The organism is Allobosea sp. OAE752 (assembly GCF_050433265.1).
GTDB lineage: Bacteria > Pseudomonadota > Alphaproteobacteria > Rhizobiales > Beijerinckiaceae > Allobosea > Allobosea spartocytisi.
In genome coordinates, this window is sequence record NZ_JBNPXO010000012.1 from 88,677 (window position 1) to 105,395 (window position 16,719).

The following is a 16,719-nucleotide window of genomic DNA, read 5'->3' on the forward strand; positions in this document are numbered from 1 at the left end:
AGATCCAAGAGGGAGATACGCGATGTTCTACGCTGCGCTGGATGTATCGCTGCGCTCGGTGGCGATCTGCATTATCGACCATGAGGGGAAGATTTGCCTGGAGCGCTCGGTGCGCTCGTGGTCGTGGCGATTCAATCGCTCAATTTCCAAACCGCGGCGGATGCCACGGTCGAGGTTCAACGCACACGGGCACGATTGCTGCTGGACGGCGCCTTGCAGGTCGAGCTCGAGCGCATGTTGATGGGTATCGCGCCGGAGCAGGTCCATCGTCGACAAGTGCCTAGCCCTGACGGGACGGGCTCGACGATCACGTTCAGCGTCTCTTTCGAGGACGGCAAGATCGATGTGAATGCCGGGCCGACACCGTTGCTGCGGGATGCGTTGCGGGCGGGCGGGGCCGATGCGGACTCCATTTCGGAGATGCTGGCGACGGTCACATCCGTGCGGCAACGCCAGGGCGCATTCGCGGATGCGCGCCAAATCCTGCCATTGTCGCTGAGGCTCGCACCGGGCAGCGACAAGATCGTACGCTTCCTGACGACGTCCTCCCGCACGCAGAGCTTCAATCCACGCCTGGCCGAGCCCGAGCTCCTCGGAGATCTGCAGGCCCTGCCCGATGCTGTCAGAGCAAGGGTCATTGCATTGGGGCGCAACGAGCCGACGGCCGGACCTCCTCCGGCTCCGGGCCCCTGGCAAGGCTGGCTCGGCTCGGCTCGGGATACGATAAAGCTGGCCGCCACATTGCAGGGCACAGGGGGGCTCTCGATGGCGCGGTCCGTCGTCTTTCGCATCGACAGAAACAGGCAGAGATTAAATTTACTTCGGTCGCTTTAGATTTAAACGAATATAATTCAATAAAAAAGTCTTTAGAATTTCAGAACTCATCGTTAAGGCACATTATTATGAACTAAATCTTCTAAATAAATTGTAATTAACTTTAGATCTAATGTACTCAATGCCTATTGATTCATTTCTGTATCTGTATCTTATAACTATAGAGACAAAAATAGAAAAACCAATTATGATAATTCCTGCCATCATCATGAGATCGACTAATTCTATCAAGTAATCAATAATTCTTTTTTTATCATAAAATCTCAATATGCTGAAAAGCATCACAATTGTAATTATCAAAAAAATCATCCTATACATATCAGAAATCATAACCGATGTGTTGTAAAATAAAATCTTCAGATATTTCATGATAATAATCCAATTTCTCCGACAAATGTCACAATATCGAAAGCAGGTCATATCGCCGGAGGCCAGACTCAAGCATTCGGCTCATGATCCGGATCAATAAATTGTATCACCTTCCGTCAGCGTTTGGATCCGAAGAATTACCCGAAGGTGCGCTTGCGGATTCAGTTCCCATACTTGTTCCCGCCGCTGCTTCATTGTTTGCAGGCGCGGTCGAACTCGAAGAGTTGGCATTGGTCGTTCCAAAGGCGGAAGCTGGCGTCTCTTGATTTGATTTCGGCCCCTTAGCGGCTCCCAGCGTATCTCCATCCTTTTTGGTAGCCGATTCGACTACGGCCTCTGTGGACTTTCCAAACACCTGATTGAGGAATTCGCCCAGCATAGCTTGCCCAAAATGACCCGTTCCTTTCGCAAGGCCGGATGCAGGCGCCATTGTGTTGCCAACCATGGTTGCTAATGCGCTTGGCAAATCAACCTTTTCATTGCGTGTTGCTTTAACCGCGCCATATCCTGCGAGCGCAGGTCCGACCGTTGTTAGTGCAGTCATGCCCCAGCTTGCGGCCAGTCCCATTCCCGCCAAACCTGATCCAACACCGACAGCAGCTCCGAATCCGCCCGTGGCGGCGCCAGCCACACCAGCCATCGCGTGACTCTTAGTGGTAGACTTAGGGTCAGCTTTTTCCATTCCCCACCCGAAGAGACCACCGGCGATAGTGCCGCTGACGACAGCGCCTAACATGCCAAATGCAAAGGCATTATGCCCACTTGGGTCGCTTTTATTAATGGGATCGTTTTCGGAGTAGGAGTAGCGGTTGGTGCCGACGCCCTCCTTCCAGGGGTCGAGCCAGTCGGGCGAGATGAAGCGGGCCAGCACCGGGTCGTAGTAGCGGGCGTTGAGATAGATCAGCCCGGTCTCGGCATCGGCGGTCTCGCCGATATAGCCCTTGGTCTCGTTGTCGTTGGCCGCCGGCCCCGTCGCCGCGCCGATCTGCTCACCGAAGGCCTGGTAATGCTGGCGCTTGGCGAGGTTGCCCGACGCGTCCGAGGTCACCCGCACCGAGGCGAGATGGTCGCGATGCAGCCAGGACGCCACCGTGCCGACGCGGCGCGCATCGGCATGGACATGCTTGCGCCATTCGGCCGCGACCGGCGCGCCCGTCATCGTGCCGTCCTGCGCCAGCGGAACTTCGAGATCCGCGCCGAGATAGAGCGTCGTCTTCAGCGCGGCGCCGGCCCCGCTCGCCTTCTTCAGGCGCCGTCCGTCCGGCCCGTAGACGAACTGCGTCTCGACCCCGTTCAGCGTGATCGAGACCGGACGGTTCTCCCCGTCATAGATGAAAGTCCGCGACGACGCGGGCGCGCTGATCGAAGTCGCATTGCCGTTGGCATCGTAGCCGAGCGTGTAGGAACCCGCCGAGGTCGCCGCATGCGGCCTGACCGCTCCCGCCCCTTGCGCCGGATAGCTGTAGCTGCCGATCCCGGTCTGCGAGGTGATGCTGTGGGCGGCATTGTAGGTGAATACCTTGTTCAAGGCAGAGCTGCTCGCGTTACCGGCGTTGGTCAGCCGGTCGAGCTCATCGTACCAATAGCTCCAGCTTTCACTCGGTTGTCCAGCCGTGGTCGAGCTCAGGATCCGGCCGACCGCGTCATGCGTGTAGGCGACGTTGAGCAGCGCGACGCCGCCGGCGCCGGTATGGGCTGTCTGCTTCAGCCAGCCCTTGACCCCACCATAGCTGTTGGTTGTCACTGCGCCGTTGGCGTAGCTCGCCATGAGCACCTGGCCCCTGGCGTTGTAGCTCATCCCCGTGATCAGCGTGGGAATCGACTTCAGCCGGCCGGCTGCGTCATAGCCGAAGGCCGTGCCGGAGCCGGCCACCCGCCCGACCGTGTCGTTGTCGGGATAGCGCTTGCCGATGACCTGACCGATCACGTCGCGCTCGGTCAGCGTGACATGGGCGCGGCCATCGACCGTTTGGGTGCGCTTCACCTCCAGCCCGTTCTTGTCGAAGTCATAGGCGAAGCTCGCCGCCGCATTGGCCTCGGTCGTCAGCTTGCCGATATTGTAGAAGCCGGCCCGTGTCTCATCATAGGTATAGCTCGTCGTCTCGGCCTGGGCCGTCCCGTCGCGCGACACCTTGGTCTTGACCCGGTTGAGCGCATCATAGGTGAAGCGCGTCGTCTGGTTCTTGGCGTCGAGCTGGGTCAGGACATTGCCCATATTGTCATGGGTGAAGGTCCAGGTGCCGTGGTCGGGATCCGCGACCGAGGTCCGCCGCGAGAGCGTGTCGTAGGTGTAGCTCCAGGCATTGCCGGCCGGGTCGGTCATGCCGGTCACCCGGTTGAGCGCGTCCCAGCTCGTGCTCTCGTTATGAGCGATGCCGTTAAGGTAGCGTGTCTTGAGCACCGTGCGGTCATAGGCGTCCCGATGCTCCACGCCAGGACGGCCGAGTTCGTCGACCGTCGTCACCTTGCTGAACGACGTCTCGGACGCGCCATAGCTCTGCGTCAGTTGCGCCGTGGGACCGGCGACGCCGCTTTCGACCGAAATGAAGGTGCGGACGATCTCGCGATCGAGTCGATCGTAACCATGCAGCGTGTAATAGAGAGGCTCTACCTGCCAATTGCTGTAAAATGGCTGGTAGTAAACGACGCGCGGCGACCCTCGGCGGTCATATTCGATGTTGGTACTTATTATGGCCTTCGAAGAATCCGGTCCGTTCGAGTAGGAATAATACATCCGCTCGAACCCATCCAGATAACTCTCGCTGAACGCAATGTTGATACCGTCTTTCGTCGGGCCGGTAATGTTGATCCTTTGCGCCCCCGGCTGGCCGAAATCGAAATAGTTGAGCGTCTTCCAGCGCCCGCTTGGCTCGATCGTCGTTTGCGGCCGGCAGAGCATGTCATAGGTCATGGTCGTGACCTGGGCGTTGATGTCGGTCACAAAAACTCAAGAGACTGACGAGAACCGCGCGGGATTTACGCTTGAAAAACAACGGAATGCGCAGGCTGGTAGGCATATTAGTCTCTAGTCGAGAGGCAAATCAGCTCAAAATGAGAGGAGTCAGAGTAATATGTCAACGATCAGCTTAAAAGCCACAGGAGCGCCGTATTTAATACCGAAAAGCGACATAGTGTCCAGTCATTAATCGCCTCGCTCCCGACGCGGAGCGCTTCGCTGGAGGCGTTACACCAGGTCCGTCTGAGCGGCTCTCAAGGCGCGATACATCTCATAACGTCTTCAGCCGAAAGGCACCCGCAGCGGCGGTATCTCAGCCGCCCAGCTCCAGCCAAACCTAAACCGAGCGCACTTTGAGATGGCCAAATCTCCTCAGATTTGTCCCGCCCAATTGAGTCGAGTTCGATTTATAAAGTAATTTCAATCACATAAGTATTCGCGGTTTTATCCTGAATGGCGCGCCAAATTCCGCCGATTGCCCGCCGCAACACGCTGTAGCCGCCAAGCGTACGCCTTGCATCTGGAAGAGGCCTGCGAACACGCGGAAGAACGTGGAAACGGCGGCGTTCGGTGGCGGAAAAGTTCGAATCGCTTCCGGTCAAACGGTCGTTTTTTGACCCGCCGCAGGCATCGGTATTGGCATGAATACCCTCTATGCGCCTTCTCATTCCAGCCGCAAGCGGGACGGCACAGCATTGGGTTTGGTCGCCGAACGGCCAAGCCGCGGGCGGCTGGCGCTAATCAATGCCGGAATTTGATGACGGTGGATTGGCACCGCCGAAGCCATCACTACGCCGGACGCTGATCGCTGGGAGCGGATCGTGGCTGCAGTTTCCGAAACAGCACCAATGGGCAAACCACTGCCGCGGATCGGTGTCGGCGCTGCAAACGGCCACCATGGAGAACTGCTGCAAGGGGTCTTTGAAGATCGGAACGGGCAACTTCATCGCGGCCTAGTCACCCTCCCTCTCGCCAAGTTGGTATCGAAGGCGACATTCACCTGTGCGGCTACCCGCGACCTCACCGTGCGTCCGGTCGACAAGGCGAAAGCAGGCTTGGCTGCACGTAAGACGCTGCAGCATCTGGACGTCGCGGAAGGAGGCTTGCTCAATATCGAGAGCAATATTCCAATCGGCCATGGTTACGGCTCCTCGACCGCGGACGTTGTCGCCGCCATTCGCGCTGTGGCAGCAGCCCACACCGTCCAGCTGCAGTCCTCTCGTGTCAGTCAATTGGCGGTCTCCGCGGAACGAGCCAGCGACGCGATCGCCTTCAATGGGCACGCCGTCCTCTTCGCGCAGCGAGAGGGTACCGTCCTGGAGGATTTCGGCGGCGCACTACCACCTCTGTTGCTGGTCGGCTTCAAGTCGACTGGAGCACGACCTATCGATACGCTGCATCTGCCCCCAGCACGTTACGATAAGATCGAGATTCAACAGTTCCACGTCCTGCGCGCACTGATCGCCTATGCGGTCCGCTACCAGGATCCGAACTGCCTTGGGCGTGCGGCGACCGCCAGCGCGCGGCTCAGCCAGCGCCACCTGCCCAAACAGCATCTCGAACGCGTCATCGAAATCGCGGAAGGCGCTGGCGCGTGCGGCGTCCAGGTGGCGCATAGCGGCTCACTGCTCGGCATCCTCTTCGACCACGCCGGCAAGAACTTGCGACAGCGCGCGGAAAGCGTCGCGGCATCGGTACAAAGATGCGGCTTCTGCGACATCGAGTTTCACCAGATCAACGACGACGGCGCGAAATGGTAGCTCTGAACGACGATTATTTCCGCGCGCTCGAAACTCCTCGGATGGCCGCGCTGGCTCCCAATCTGATCGCGGCCGCCTTCCCGCTGATGAAGCTGATGCCGGCGCGCTATATCCTCGACCGCGCAGCTGCCGATGGCGCACTCGAACCCGGGAGGCACATCGTCGAGACGACATCCGGCACATTCGGCATGGCGCTCGCGCTGCTTGCCGCGGCGCGGGGGTACCGGCTCTCACTGGTCTCCGCCTCGAGCCTAGTAGACGCAAAGTACAGGGCACGCCTCGATCGGTTGGGCGCGCAGATGATTATCACAGAGGACCAGGCCGGCAACGGTGATCAACTGGAGCGTCTGCAGCGGCTCGAGCAGCTTCGCCGCCAGGAGCCCAACTGCTTCTGGCCGCGGCAATATGACAATCCAGGAAACGCGCTCGCCTATGCACGGCTGGCCGAACAGCTTGTGCGAATGGTCGGCGAGATCGATTGTCTTGTTGGCTGTGTCGGCAGCGGCGGTTCGCTGTGCGGGACGGGAATGTTTCTGCGCGAGGTCTTTCCGCATCTCATTGTCATCGCGGTCGACACTCACCGAAGCATCCTCTTTGGACAACCTGCCGGCAAGCGGCTGTTGCGCGGTCTCGGCAACAGCATCTTGCCAGGCAATCTCCGGCATGACCTGATCGATGAAGTCCACTGGGTCGGGGCATATCCGGCATTCAGCGAGTCTCGCCGCCTGTTGCGTGAGCATGGCATCTTTCAGGGCCCCACCAGCGGAGCTGCGGCCCTCGTTGGCAGGTGGGTTGCGAGCATCCGCCCCGGAGCCCGGGTCGCGGTCATCATGGCGGATGAGGGGCACCGATACGCGGAGACGGTCTTTGATGACGCGTGGCTCGGCTCGTTACCGGGCTGGCCTTGCTCGCCACCTTCCGAGCCCCGTGAGCTGACGATCATCGAGCCGGGGACCGAGGCAGACTGGACGCGGTTCGAGTGGGCAAGACGCAGCCTCGACCAGCTCGTTCATGATGTATCCGGGAATGAAGGGCGCCCGCACTAATCGGGAGCCGTCTACCTTTGCCAAGCCAACAGCGCAGCGGCATTGTGGCCAAGCCAATCCCAGGCTTCGCCCGTCGATCGAAAGATCGTATCATCTCCAGCTTGGCCCACCGATCGATCCAGATCCTTCAACCCGCTGGCGGTGGCAACCGCTACCACATGATCGTCAGGGGTTATGACACCTTCTTCACGCAATCGCGCAATCGCAAGAAGCGGTGTGACCGAGGCCAGTTCGGCGAAAATCCCCTCATCCTGGGCGAGGCGCTCCTGCATTTGAACAAGCCCGTCATTGTTCAGCGGTACGGCGCGGCCGGAGGACTCGCGCAGGGCTTTCAGGGCCTGATAGGCGCTGCGTGGCGCTCCGATCGAAACAGCAAGGCTTTCGAATGCTGGGCTGCGTTCTTCGAGCCTGTCGCTCCCCGTGGCGAGCGCTTGCGCCAGCGATCCATGCACTTCGGCCGCCACCATCCTGGGCAGTCCCAAGATCGCGCCTTGCGCAAACAGTTCCTGAAATCCCGTCCAGACACCAAACAGCGCGTCACCATAGCAGACGGGCAAAACACACCAGTCGGGCGCGATGCCGCCCGACTGCTCGACGATTTCATAAGCGATGGTCTTGTAGCCCTCGATACCCAGGGCGTGGCTGCCAATGACGGGCACGCGATAGGGCGATGTGATGAACCAGCCATAGCGTGTCGCGGCTTCGGCAAGCAGGGTCCAGCGATCCATCTTGTTGGCGAGCGGCAGCACGGTCGCGCCGTATTTCCTGATCTGCGCCAGCATGGCGTTGGCTGCTCCACCGAACGTCGCGACAACACAGTCCAGCCCAGCGCGGGCGGCGTAGGCTGCCAGCGAGGCTCCAGCATTACCGGATGAGGCCGTCGCCACCACCGTTGAACCTTGAGCGCGCGCCACCGACACCGCAACCGTCGAGAACCTGTCCTTATGCGACCAGGTCGGGTTTCGGCCCTCGTCCTTGATGAAGAGGTTCGGGACTCCCATCGCACGACCGATCCGGGCGGCCTCGATCAAAGGCGTTTGCCCCTCTCCGAGCGACACGGCGTCGTCGAGCGAGCATGGCAGCGCATGGGCATAGCGCCACATTGATCGCGGCGCGTTTGGTGCGATCGACAGCGGATCGACGGGCGAAGCGTAGACGGGTTTGAGATTGACCGGCGCAGCCTCACGGCAAGCCGGACAGCCCCTGGAATCGATCTCGGTGCTGCCCGAATAGGAGGCGCCGCAGCGGATGCAGCTGAGCCCGATGATGTTCGCACAGCCAGGCACTGCGTGATCGTTCGGAGGCCTGTTCTCCAGCTCGGATCGATGCCTGGATGCCGGGTCCGAGCCGCATGTTGGGAGCGCGCTAACAGGTTGGCTGGCCATCGCAATTCCGCTGTAAAGGATCGTTCGGTCGCCAACCGGTTCAAACAGGCGCCTACTTCTCTGTCAACGCGGAATGTTCACTAGAGTGTGTCGCACCATAGTGTGCGTCGCCGCACCTTTCGCGGGATGAAACTTCGCGCCGTGTTTGGTCTGAACGTGCAGCGCCTCCGAAGGGAAAGAAAGCTCTCGCAGGAGCAGTTGTCTTTCGTCTCGGGGCGCACGCGGGCCTATATCAGCAGCGTCGAAGCCGGACGGCGTAACGCTACTCTGGACACGTTGGAAATCCTGGCGAAAGCGTTGGACGTCGAACCTCAGGATCTGATCACCGCAAAAGCGCCGGAGCGACGCGCTGGACGTTCAGCCAAGCGGTCGACGCCACCTGCAACGGACTGATTTTCAGTCTCCGGCTCGCTGTATGACGGCCAAAGATCGTGAGCCGGCTTGACTCCTACATTGGACAATCGACGTTCACGGCATTGAGGCCAATCGCAAAACACGCTTAGGTTGAAGCAGACATTGCAAGACCTGCCGAGGTCTATCGATGAACAACGCGACCGTTTTGGAGCTTTTCGCGGCGATAACCGAGATCGACGCCGCCCATTCATCTGAACGCGCCGTCGAAATATTTCAGGGGCTTCTCCGGCGCTACGGCCTACACAGTTTCTTGATCGCCAGGTTGCCGGTCCCTCACGACAGGCAGTGGCATCGTGCGATCCTGCATGATGGATGGAGGAGTGAGTGGTTCGCTCGTTACAAGTCCGCCGGCCACTTCCTTCACGACCCTTGCGCCGCTCACTGCCGCCTCGCGGCGCAGCCATTCCTCTGGCATCAATTGCCCAGGGGCAGTTTGACGCCGCGAGGCCGTCTCGTCATGGATGAGGCCGCTGAATTCGGTATGAAGGATGGAATTTGTGTTCCGATCCATGTCCCGCTTGCCGGCCCAGCCGTGGTGACGGCAGGCAGTGACCGCGTCGAGGTACCGCCCAGCGCAATGCCTCTGATCGAAGCACTTTGCGTCCACATGTTTCGCAAAGTGGGCTTGAAGAGCAAATCGGATAACGAGGGAGGTTCGCCCTTGACGCCGCGGGAGCGCGAACTGTTGCAGTGGAGCGCGCAAGGCAAAACGACGGATGACATATCCAGTATTCTTGGGATATCGACCAACACCGTCGAGAGTCACCAACGCAACATTCGCGAAAAGCTCGACGCGATTAACGTCGCCCACGCCATCGTAAAGGCGTTGCGCAGGTACGAAATTCAGATCTAGCAATACCGGAATTCTGGCATAAATTTTCCAGCGCCGCCGACCTAACCCGTTCCTGTATCGTCGGGAGGGATAATGGCTGCAATTCACGTTGTCACCTGGAACAACAGACGGCAATACAGACGTGAGCTGGAGCGATATTTTCGCATCCGCTACGATATTTATGTCAAACGGCGGCAATGGCATGCGTTGGCGCGACCCATCAATATAGAGATGGATGCATTCGACACCGAGCATGCCGTCTATTTGCTGGCGCTCGACAGCGTCGGCAAGATCGTCGGCGGGTCGCGGCTTGTCCCGACGCTGCAGCCCCACCTGCTCGCCAACGTGTTTCCTGGGCTCGCGCCCGCCGGACCGCCGCGAGCGCCAGACATCTTCGAATGGACGCGTTTTTTCGTCAGCCCGGCGCTGCGCAGCCGCGGCAGATCGTCTCCGGTTGCCGGCATCGTCCTATGCGGCGTGCTCGAGGTTGCGCACAAACTCGGCATCCGGCAGATCAGCGTCGTATGTGAATCATTCTGGCCGAAGCGTCTGCGGGCCTTCGGGTGGAGCATTGTAGAACTGGGCGATATTCTGCAGCACCAAGACGGCGACATCATCGCGCTGCTGATCGACGTCACACCGGAAGCGATCGCAAGCACCCGCCGAGCCTATGGCATTCGGGAGCCGATACTCGCGGAAGCCTCGATGACGGGCTGAACCGTCGCGCGCAGCTGGGCATGTCGTCCCCGAGAGCCGGCAGAGTTACGGAGCCCAGAATCGGTTTCCGGAGCCAGAGCTTTCCCGGACATCGGCCACGATGTCATCTGTACGATCCGGCAGCCAGATACGCCTTCGGCCTCGATTGGCAGCACGTCAAGTCCATCCCCGGATTCCGTCAGGCTGAGCTGGAACAATACGCGCAAGACTGATCACCGGTTTGACGGACCGGAGGAGATCAAAATGGCGGTCTCGTTGCGTGAGCTCGGTCTTGACGATGAGGCTGCCGTCGCCGGCATCGCCATCGATCCTGACAAGGAACCCTATTCCGGCGGGCCGATCGGCGACGTCTTCGATCAGCTGCGAGCCTCGCCGCCACGCCAGATTCCCTTTGCGCTTTGCGACGGCGGCAGAGTCGTGGGCTTCATCGTCGCTCGGGAAGAAGCCGCTCTGCCCGCCTGGGCGGAGAAAGGTTGCATGACGCTGAACAATCTGCGGATCGACACGCGCCTCCTGGGTCGTGGCTATGGCAAGGCGGCCATCCGCCTTGCTGCGCAATGGATCGCACGGGAACGGCCAGCCGTCACACATGTCATGTCGAGCGTGAACGTCGCCAACCTCGCCGCCTTCAACTTGAACCTGGCCTGTGGCTTGACTCCCACCGGACGGGTCGTCGAAGGGCGCATCGGTCACCAGCGGATCATGATGGCTCCGGTCGAGCGCCTTTGCGGCGATCAGCCCGGGTCAATGTCGATGAGGAGCTTGTAAAGGCAATCGCCGGCCTCGGTCAGCATCGGAGCACGCCGACAGGCAACCATCCCGCTCTCGGTGAAGGAGACGGGCTCCGGGTCCTGCCACGGCCGATCGATGGCATGGATGACGCCGGCAAGCTGGCCGGCGTCGACGTCAGCGCCCAGTTCGGCTGCCGGTTCAAATAGCCCCTTGCGCATGGCGTAGACAAAGGCCCCCCTGCCCCGAACTCGCATGAAACGCGTTGGCGAGCCAGGATCGGCGGTCGTGCCGGACAACAGGCCATGGCGTTGCAGAACGCGTCGCAGTCCTTGCTCCGCGATCGCCAGGCCTTCCCGCGACAGCGCGGCGGCGCCGCCAAGTTCGGCGGTGAGCACCGGCACCCCCATCCTCTGCCCGGCGGCCGAGAATGTGGTCCTGCCGCCGCCGCCGGAGCCGTCACTGATGGAGGTGATCGGAGCGCCGAACGAAACCGCGAGGTCGGCAAGCTCCCGTTGCTCCTTCTCGCTTCCACCGCTTCTGATCAGGGCGCATGGCACGTAGTCGCACGAGCGTCCGCCCGCGTGAAGGTCGATCGCAAGGTCCGCCATGGGGAGGAGCACGGTGGCCACGTAATGCGCGATCATGGCCGTTGGGCCGCCAACGGAATCGCCTGGAAAGGAGCGGTTGAGGTTGCCCGCGTCCAGCGGCGAGACGCGCCGGCCGGCCTCGACGGCAGGGGTGTTGAGCGCGGGCAGGATGATGATCCGGCCCCTCACATCGGCCGGATCGATTTGACGCGCCAGCGCGGCGAGCGCGATCTGCCCTTCATATTCGTCGCCATGACTGCCAGCCAGGAGCAGGGCCGTGGGACCCGCTCCGTTCCGGATGCACACGATGGGAATCGGCACCACGCCATATCCCGACAAATCCGTCGAATGAGGCACGCGCAGCCAGTCGCATTGCTTCCCATCCGCCTCGAAGTCGAGCGGCGTCCAGACCTGCGTGTAACCCGTCATCGACGTTCTCTCAGTGCTTCAGGATCGTTTTCAGGAAAAGTCGTGAGCGGGGGTGGCCCGACATGCCGAAGAAGTCGCGCGCGGATGCGCGATCGATGATGCATCCTTGATCCATGAAGACGACCTGATCGGCGACTTCGCGGGCGAAACCCATCTCGTGGGTGACGCAGATCATGGTCATGCCGTCACCAGCCAGCGCGACCATGACGTCGAGCACCTCCTTGATCATCTCCGGATCGAGCGCCGAGGTCGGCTCATCAAAAAGCATGATGCGCGGGTTGAGGCAGAGTGCGCGGGCAATCGCCACGCGCTGCTGCTGCCCACCAGAGAGCTGCCCGGGATAGGACATGGCCTTCTCCGGTATCCTGACCTTTTCCAAATGAGCCATGGCGATGTCTTCGGCCTCGCCGCGGCTGCGGCCCGCGACGCGCCGCAGCGCCAGGGTGCAGTTGGACAGCACCGTCAGATGTGGAAACAGATTGAAGCTCTGGAATACCATGCCGGTCAGGCGGCGCGCGGCGGCCGTCTCCCTGGCATTGACGCCAACCGTCGTTCCCGCCAGACGCAGCGTGCCTTTCTGATAGCTCCCCAACCCGTTGATGCAGCGGATGAGGGTCGATTTGCCCGAACCCGACGGTCCGCACACCACGACGCGCGCGCCGCTTGCGACCCTTAGGTCAACATCGTTCAGCACGTGCAGCGCGCCGAACCATTTATTGAGGCCCTGGATATCGACGATAGCATCCAATTCCTCGCTCATGTTCCGATCCGGCTTCGGTGAGTCATCGCGCGCCGACTGCAAGCAGGCGCCGTTCGAGGCGCTTGACGCCATGGGAAATCACCAATGCGAGCACCAGGAAGATGAGACCCGCCACGACCAGCGGCTCGGTGTAGCGATAGGTTTCCGAGGCAATATCGAAGGCGCGTCCGAGCATTTCGGGAACCGCCAGCACTGCCAGATAGGGCGTCGCCTTGAGGATCGAGACGAAATAATTGCCGAGCGGGGCCACGATATTGCGCAACATCTGTGGCGCGATCACGTAGATGACCGCATCGCGCCGGCTGAGGGACAGCGCCCGGGCCGCCTCCGACTGGCCTTTCGGAATGGCGTCGATCCCCGCCTTGAAGACCTCGGCCAGATAGCCGCTGTAATAGAGGCTGAGGCCCATGACGCCAACTGTCATCGAGCCGAGGCGAATGCCGTAGAATGGCAGGACGAAGTAGAGAAAATAGAGCCAGGCCAACACGGGTGTCGACCGGATGAAGTCGATCACGAAACCGGTCGTGAGGCCGGCGACGCCACCGCCGCGTCGCACCATCTCGAAGAGAAAGCCGATTGAGGCGGCACCGATGCAGCTTAAGAGCGCCACGCATAGGGTTATCCCGACCGCGCCAAAAATGGTCGGCACGCTGGACAAGGCGAAGGCCAGATCAAATTCCACCGGAGCGGCTCCCGGGTGCGGCGACACGCGCCTCCAGCCAGCGTCCGGCCAGGGCGATCGGGTAGCAAACGACAAAGAAGGCAAGGAGCAGCGCGGTGTAGATCGCGACGGGATTGTATTCGACCTGCGCGATTTCCTTGGCGCGGAACGTCATGTCGGTCAGTGTCACGAGCGAGACCAGCGCTGTCGCCTTCACCAATTGGATGAGCGTGTTGACGAAGGTCGGGCTCATCGCGATCAGCGCCTGTGGCAGCTCGATCAAGAGGAGGATCGCCGGGCGCGACAAACCGAGAGCCGCGCCAGCCTCCTTCTGCCCGGCCGGAATCGCCTGCAGACCGGCCCGCACCGCCTGACTGGCGTAGCCGCCGGCGTTCAGACCGAGAACCATGGCGCTCACCGTGAGGGCCGACAAGGTGATCCCGACGACAGGCAGCGCGTAATAGAAGACGAACAGCAGGATGATGACGGCGGAGCTGCGCCAGAATTCGATAACGCCGGTCACCAGCAGACGGGTGATGCCCTGCGTGAGATATTGGGCGACGCCGAACACGAGCGCAAAAGGAACGGCAAAGACAAGGCCATAGGCGGTAACCGCCGCCGTTGTGCCGAGCCCTTGCAGAATGCCCAGCCAGATGTCGAACAGGCTCATCGGCATCCCTATTGCTTCCGGTTGCAGAGGTCGGCGGTGGCGATGCCCGGCGGAACGGCTTCCTGCTCGCCGAAGCCGTATTTCTTCATGATCGAGGCGAAGGCCTGGGTGCCTTTCAGCTTGGCCAGTTGCTCGTCGTAGATGGCGCGCAGATCGACATCCTGTTTTCGGAAGGCGATCGCCGCGAAATTGGTATGTGCCTTACCTACGTCAAATGGCGCGACGCGTTCGAGGCCGTCCGCGCCCTTCCCGGCCAGAAGACCGATGACCGTCGGCGATGCCATGAGTGCCGTGTCGATCCGGCCGGCGCGTAGCGCGGAGAGGTTGGATTCGATGTCCGGAAACAGCAGCATCCGGCTGTTGGGCACGCCGGCCGCCCCGGCGTTGGTGGTGACGACGCTGCCGCGACCGGCTCCCATCACGATGTCTTCGCGAGCGGCGATATCGGCATAGCCATGGATCTTCTTTGGATTGCCAGCCAGGACGATGGCTGCGTCCGGGGCCTGGAGGTCCGGCGCACCGAAGGCGACCTGCTTGCAGCGGTCAGGGGTGATCGAAAGTCCCGATGCGACAGCATCGAAACGGCCCGCCAGGAGGCCCGGAATGAGCGCTCCGAACTCGGTCACCTGGAACTCGAGGTTCTTCACGCCGAGATCGGCGAAGGCAGCTTTGAGAATGTCGGGGTGCCATCCGGTGGGTTCGCCTGTCTTCTCGTCGCGAAAGCCCCAAGGCGAGCGGTTATGGATACCGACGACGATCCTGCCCTCGCGCAGGATCCGTTCCTTGGTCGTTTCGGCAAACGCGCTGCTTGCGTTCGAGATCATCAGCAGGGAAGCCGCCATCGCGAACAGCCCGATCCCTTTCACAGCCCGTGCTACCATTTCAGCTCTCCCGTTGGATGACTTGACGTTGCGCCCGGCAAGAGTCGGTTCCGCCGACGTCTTCGCGGTCGCTCTTCGGAGCCGGGCATGAATCGACGATCGCGCGGCCCATCAAACGCTGGAGATCCTCCAGAGCGGACCGGACGTGCGACACTGGAAAATCCGCCAGGTCCGTATTGTCCTCCGCTTCGATCGCGATGACGGAGAGCTTCGCGGCAATTCCAGCCAGTGAGCTAGCGGGCGTTCGGACGAGGCGTTCCAGCAGCTCTCGTTCGTGCGCAGCAGCCAGTGTCTCGGCGGCCTTTGCTTTGGAGTAGGCCCGGCTCAGGCCGTCGCGGCCCCCTGCCCTGCTCGCTGGTTTTCCGTCGACGCATTCCGAAGAAGGCCCTCGCTCCAACAGCGCGGTCTCGAGCTGCTGCTGCTTCAAACACTGCTCGGCCGTTACGGCGTGAGCCTCGGTCCATGCCAATGACAACGCCAAGGCCGGGTCCGCCAATGTCGCTGTGCCTGTCGACTCGAAATGCGTAGGACGGGGCATGGACGTCATCCATTCTCCCGCCCAAGGGTGACGGAAGACAAAGTCGTGGTATTGTCGGAATCAGCCGGAAAGCGGCTTCCGAACAACGTCGTGAGGTAGTGTCATGCGAAGTCGCTCGCGCAACCGCCGCCAGCATCAGCCGACACGAGCATAAAGCCGTTGTTTTTGACCACTGTCAACCAAAAAGAACGACATTCAGAATGATTTTGATTTCCCTCGCGCAATGTCGGGCGGCGAGAGCCATGCTTGGATGGAGCCAAGGAGATTTGGCAGATGCGGCCAAAGTATCTCGAACAACCGTCGTCGATTTTGAACGCGGCCTCCGAACGCCTCACCGAAATAACCTCGACGCAATTACGCGAGCCTTCGAGAAGGCAGGGATAGAGTTTATCCCTGAGAACGGTGGCGGAGCTGGGCTGCGTTTAGCCAAGCGATCCGATCAGACTTGAGTCGGTCCAGAACTTTCGACCGGAGGATGTCAGGCGAAAGTGGATCGCGCCATTGGTACCTGTTTCGGCAATGCCGCGGAGACTTGGTGAGCTGTAGCCGTCTTTGAAGACGCGCGCGAGAAACGGGGCCGTGAAGCTGGGCTTGTCGAGCTTCAGACTCGGATGGCGGCGTTCCAGCAGTTCTAAGATTCCGCCCCGCACTGCCGCCCGCATGCTGCGTTTAATGCAGTCGGAAGACGCCTGTCGCGCTGGCACAGAGCCTGTCGGCGGCAAACAATCCCACTTCGCCGAAGCTGAGGCTCGGCGACTGCCTAAGGATTCTGGGCCGGGCCACGATCAGGTCACCGATCTCGATGCGGTCGAGAAAGGTCATGTCGAGCTTGATCGTGACCTGTGGCCGATTGCCGGTGAGTGCACGCGACGCCGTTCCCAGCGCACGATCGGCCAATGCGCAGATCACACCGCCCTGGACGATGCCGGATCGGTTGCGGTGCTTCTCGGCGGTGGCGAGCGCAAGTTCAAGCTCATCGCCCCGCCCTCGCTGCCAGAATGGACCGATCAGGCCGCGTTACCAGACGCTCCGAGTGGGCGGCTAGCTCGCCAGCACTATCGCTCTCAAATATTGGCTATCAGCCGAAGACGGCGGATTGATTGATTTCAAAGGATTCCCGGCCGGGTTGCCGGCATGGTTCGCCCACC

The 16,719-nt window shown here is 60.9% G+C and carries 17 protein-coding genes; 9 read left to right on the forward strand and 8 right to left on the reverse strand.

What is annotated here, in order from left to right:
• Positions 1-93: 93 nt before the first annotated feature.
• On the forward strand, positions 94-834 hold the full coding sequence (locus tag GGC47_RS24240) for a hypothetical protein (protein ID WP_429069356.1): 741 nt from the start codon (positions 94-96) through the stop codon (positions 832-834).
• Between the two features lie 475 nt (positions 835-1,309).
• On the opposite strand, the gene GGC47_RS24245 is transcribed toward GGC47_RS24240, so the two are convergent.
• The gene (locus tag GGC47_RS24245) at positions 1,310-4,144 is read right to left on the reverse strand and encodes an RHS repeat domain-containing protein (RefSeq protein ID WP_429069358.1); all 2,835 of its coding nucleotides are present in this window, start codon (positions 4,142-4,144) and stop codon (positions 1,310-1,312) included.
• Positions 4,145-4,980: 836 nt separating this feature from the next.
• Between GGC47_RS24245 and GGC47_RS24250 the strand changes: the two genes are divergently transcribed.
• Positions 4,981-5,919, forward strand: a complete 939-nt coding sequence (locus GGC47_RS24250; RefSeq protein ID WP_429069360.1) for a GHMP family kinase ATP-binding protein — start codon at positions 4,981-4,983, stop codon at positions 5,917-5,919.
• Complete coding sequence (locus GGC47_RS24255) at positions 5,913-6,965, forward strand: PLP-dependent cysteine synthase family protein (protein WP_429069362.1); 1,053 nt, start codon at positions 5,913-5,915, stop codon at positions 6,963-6,965. The genes GGC47_RS24250 and GGC47_RS24255 overlap by 7 nt, the downstream gene beginning before the upstream one ends.
• Positions 6,966-6,976: 11 nt before the next feature.
• Here the strand turns inward: GGC47_RS24255 and GGC47_RS24260 are convergent, their stop codons facing one another.
• Positions 6,977-8,251, reverse strand: coding sequence for a threonine synthase (locus GGC47_RS24260; protein WP_429069363.1), 1,275 nt, complete (start codon positions 8,249-8,251; stop codon positions 6,977-6,979).
• 225 nt (positions 8,252-8,476) lie between these two features.
• Between GGC47_RS24260 and GGC47_RS24265 the strand changes: the two genes are divergently transcribed.
• From GGC47_RS24265 to GGC47_RS24280, 4 genes are all read left to right on the forward strand, one after another.
• Positions 8,477-8,743 (forward strand): helix-turn-helix domain-containing protein, encoded by a 267-nt coding sequence (locus tag GGC47_RS24265; RefSeq protein WP_429069365.1) that lies wholly within the window; start codon positions 8,477-8,479, stop codon positions 8,741-8,743.
• A gap of 148 nt (positions 8,744-8,891) precedes the next feature.
• On the forward strand, positions 8,892-9,617 hold the full coding sequence (locus tag GGC47_RS24270) for a LuxR family transcriptional regulator (RefSeq protein WP_429069366.1): 726 nt from the start codon (positions 8,892-8,894) through the stop codon (positions 9,615-9,617).
• A gap of 72 nt (positions 9,618-9,689) precedes the next feature.
• Complete coding sequence (locus GGC47_RS24275) at positions 9,690-10,313, forward strand: acyl-homoserine-lactone synthase (RefSeq protein WP_429069368.1); 624 nt, start codon at positions 9,690-9,692, stop codon at positions 10,311-10,313.
• Between the two features lie 243 nt (positions 10,314-10,556).
• The gene (locus tag GGC47_RS24280; RefSeq protein WP_429069369.1) at positions 10,557-11,081 is read left to right on the forward strand and encodes a GNAT family N-acetyltransferase; all 525 of its coding nucleotides are present in this window, start codon (positions 10,557-10,559) and stop codon (positions 11,079-11,081) included.
• Here the strand turns inward: GGC47_RS24280 and GGC47_RS24285 are convergent.
• From GGC47_RS24285 to GGC47_RS24310, 6 genes are read right to left on the reverse strand one after another with little or no spacing between them, the layout of a single operon-like run.
• Positions 11,048-12,061 carry a succinylglutamate desuccinylase/aspartoacylase family protein gene (locus tag GGC47_RS24285; RefSeq protein WP_429069371.1) on the reverse strand — a complete coding sequence of 338 codons (1,014 nt, stop codon included), beginning with the start codon at positions 12,059-12,061 and terminating at the stop codon, positions 11,048-11,050. The two genes, GGC47_RS24280 and GGC47_RS24285, sit on opposite strands and share 34 nt — an antisense overlap.
• 10 nt (positions 12,062-12,071) lie before the next feature.
• Complete coding sequence (locus GGC47_RS24290) at positions 12,072-12,821, reverse strand: amino acid ABC transporter ATP-binding protein (protein WP_429069372.1); 750 nt, start codon at positions 12,819-12,821, stop codon at positions 12,072-12,074.
• Between the two features lie 22 nt (positions 12,822-12,843).
• Positions 12,844-13,503 carry an ectoine/hydroxyectoine ABC transporter permease subunit EhuD gene (ehuD, locus tag GGC47_RS24295; RefSeq protein ID WP_429069374.1) on the reverse strand — a complete coding sequence of 220 codons (660 nt, stop codon included), beginning with the start codon at positions 13,501-13,503 and terminating at the stop codon, positions 12,844-12,846.
• Positions 13,493-14,152 (reverse strand): amino acid ABC transporter permease, encoded by a 660-nt coding sequence (locus GGC47_RS24300; RefSeq protein ID WP_112765066.1) that lies wholly within the window; start codon positions 14,150-14,152, stop codon positions 13,493-13,495. Before GGC47_RS24300 ends, ehuD begins: the two co-directional genes overlap by 11 nt.
• 8 nt (positions 14,153-14,160) lie before the next feature.
• The gene (gene ehuB / locus GGC47_RS24305; protein WP_429069376.1) at positions 14,161-15,033 is read right to left on the reverse strand and encodes an ectoine/hydroxyectoine ABC transporter substrate-binding protein EhuB; all 873 of its coding nucleotides are present in this window, start codon (positions 15,031-15,033) and stop codon (positions 14,161-14,163) included.
• A gap of 1 nt (position 15,034) precedes the next feature.
• Positions 15,035-15,580 (reverse strand): hypothetical protein, encoded by a 546-nt coding sequence (locus tag GGC47_RS24310; RefSeq protein WP_429069378.1) that lies wholly within the window; start codon positions 15,578-15,580, stop codon positions 15,035-15,037.
• Between the two features lie 191 nt (positions 15,581-15,771).
• Between GGC47_RS24310 and GGC47_RS24315 the strand changes: the two genes are divergently transcribed.
• Positions 15,772-16,020, forward strand: a complete 249-nt coding sequence (locus GGC47_RS24315; protein WP_038366305.1) for a helix-turn-helix transcriptional regulator — start codon at positions 15,772-15,774, stop codon at positions 16,018-16,020.
• Between the two features lie 130 nt (positions 16,021-16,150).
• Positions 16,151-16,675 (forward strand): hypothetical protein, encoded by a 525-nt coding sequence (locus tag GGC47_RS24320; RefSeq protein WP_429069379.1) that lies wholly within the window; start codon positions 16,151-16,153, stop codon positions 16,673-16,675.
• Positions 16,676-16,719: the final 44 nt, after the last annotated feature.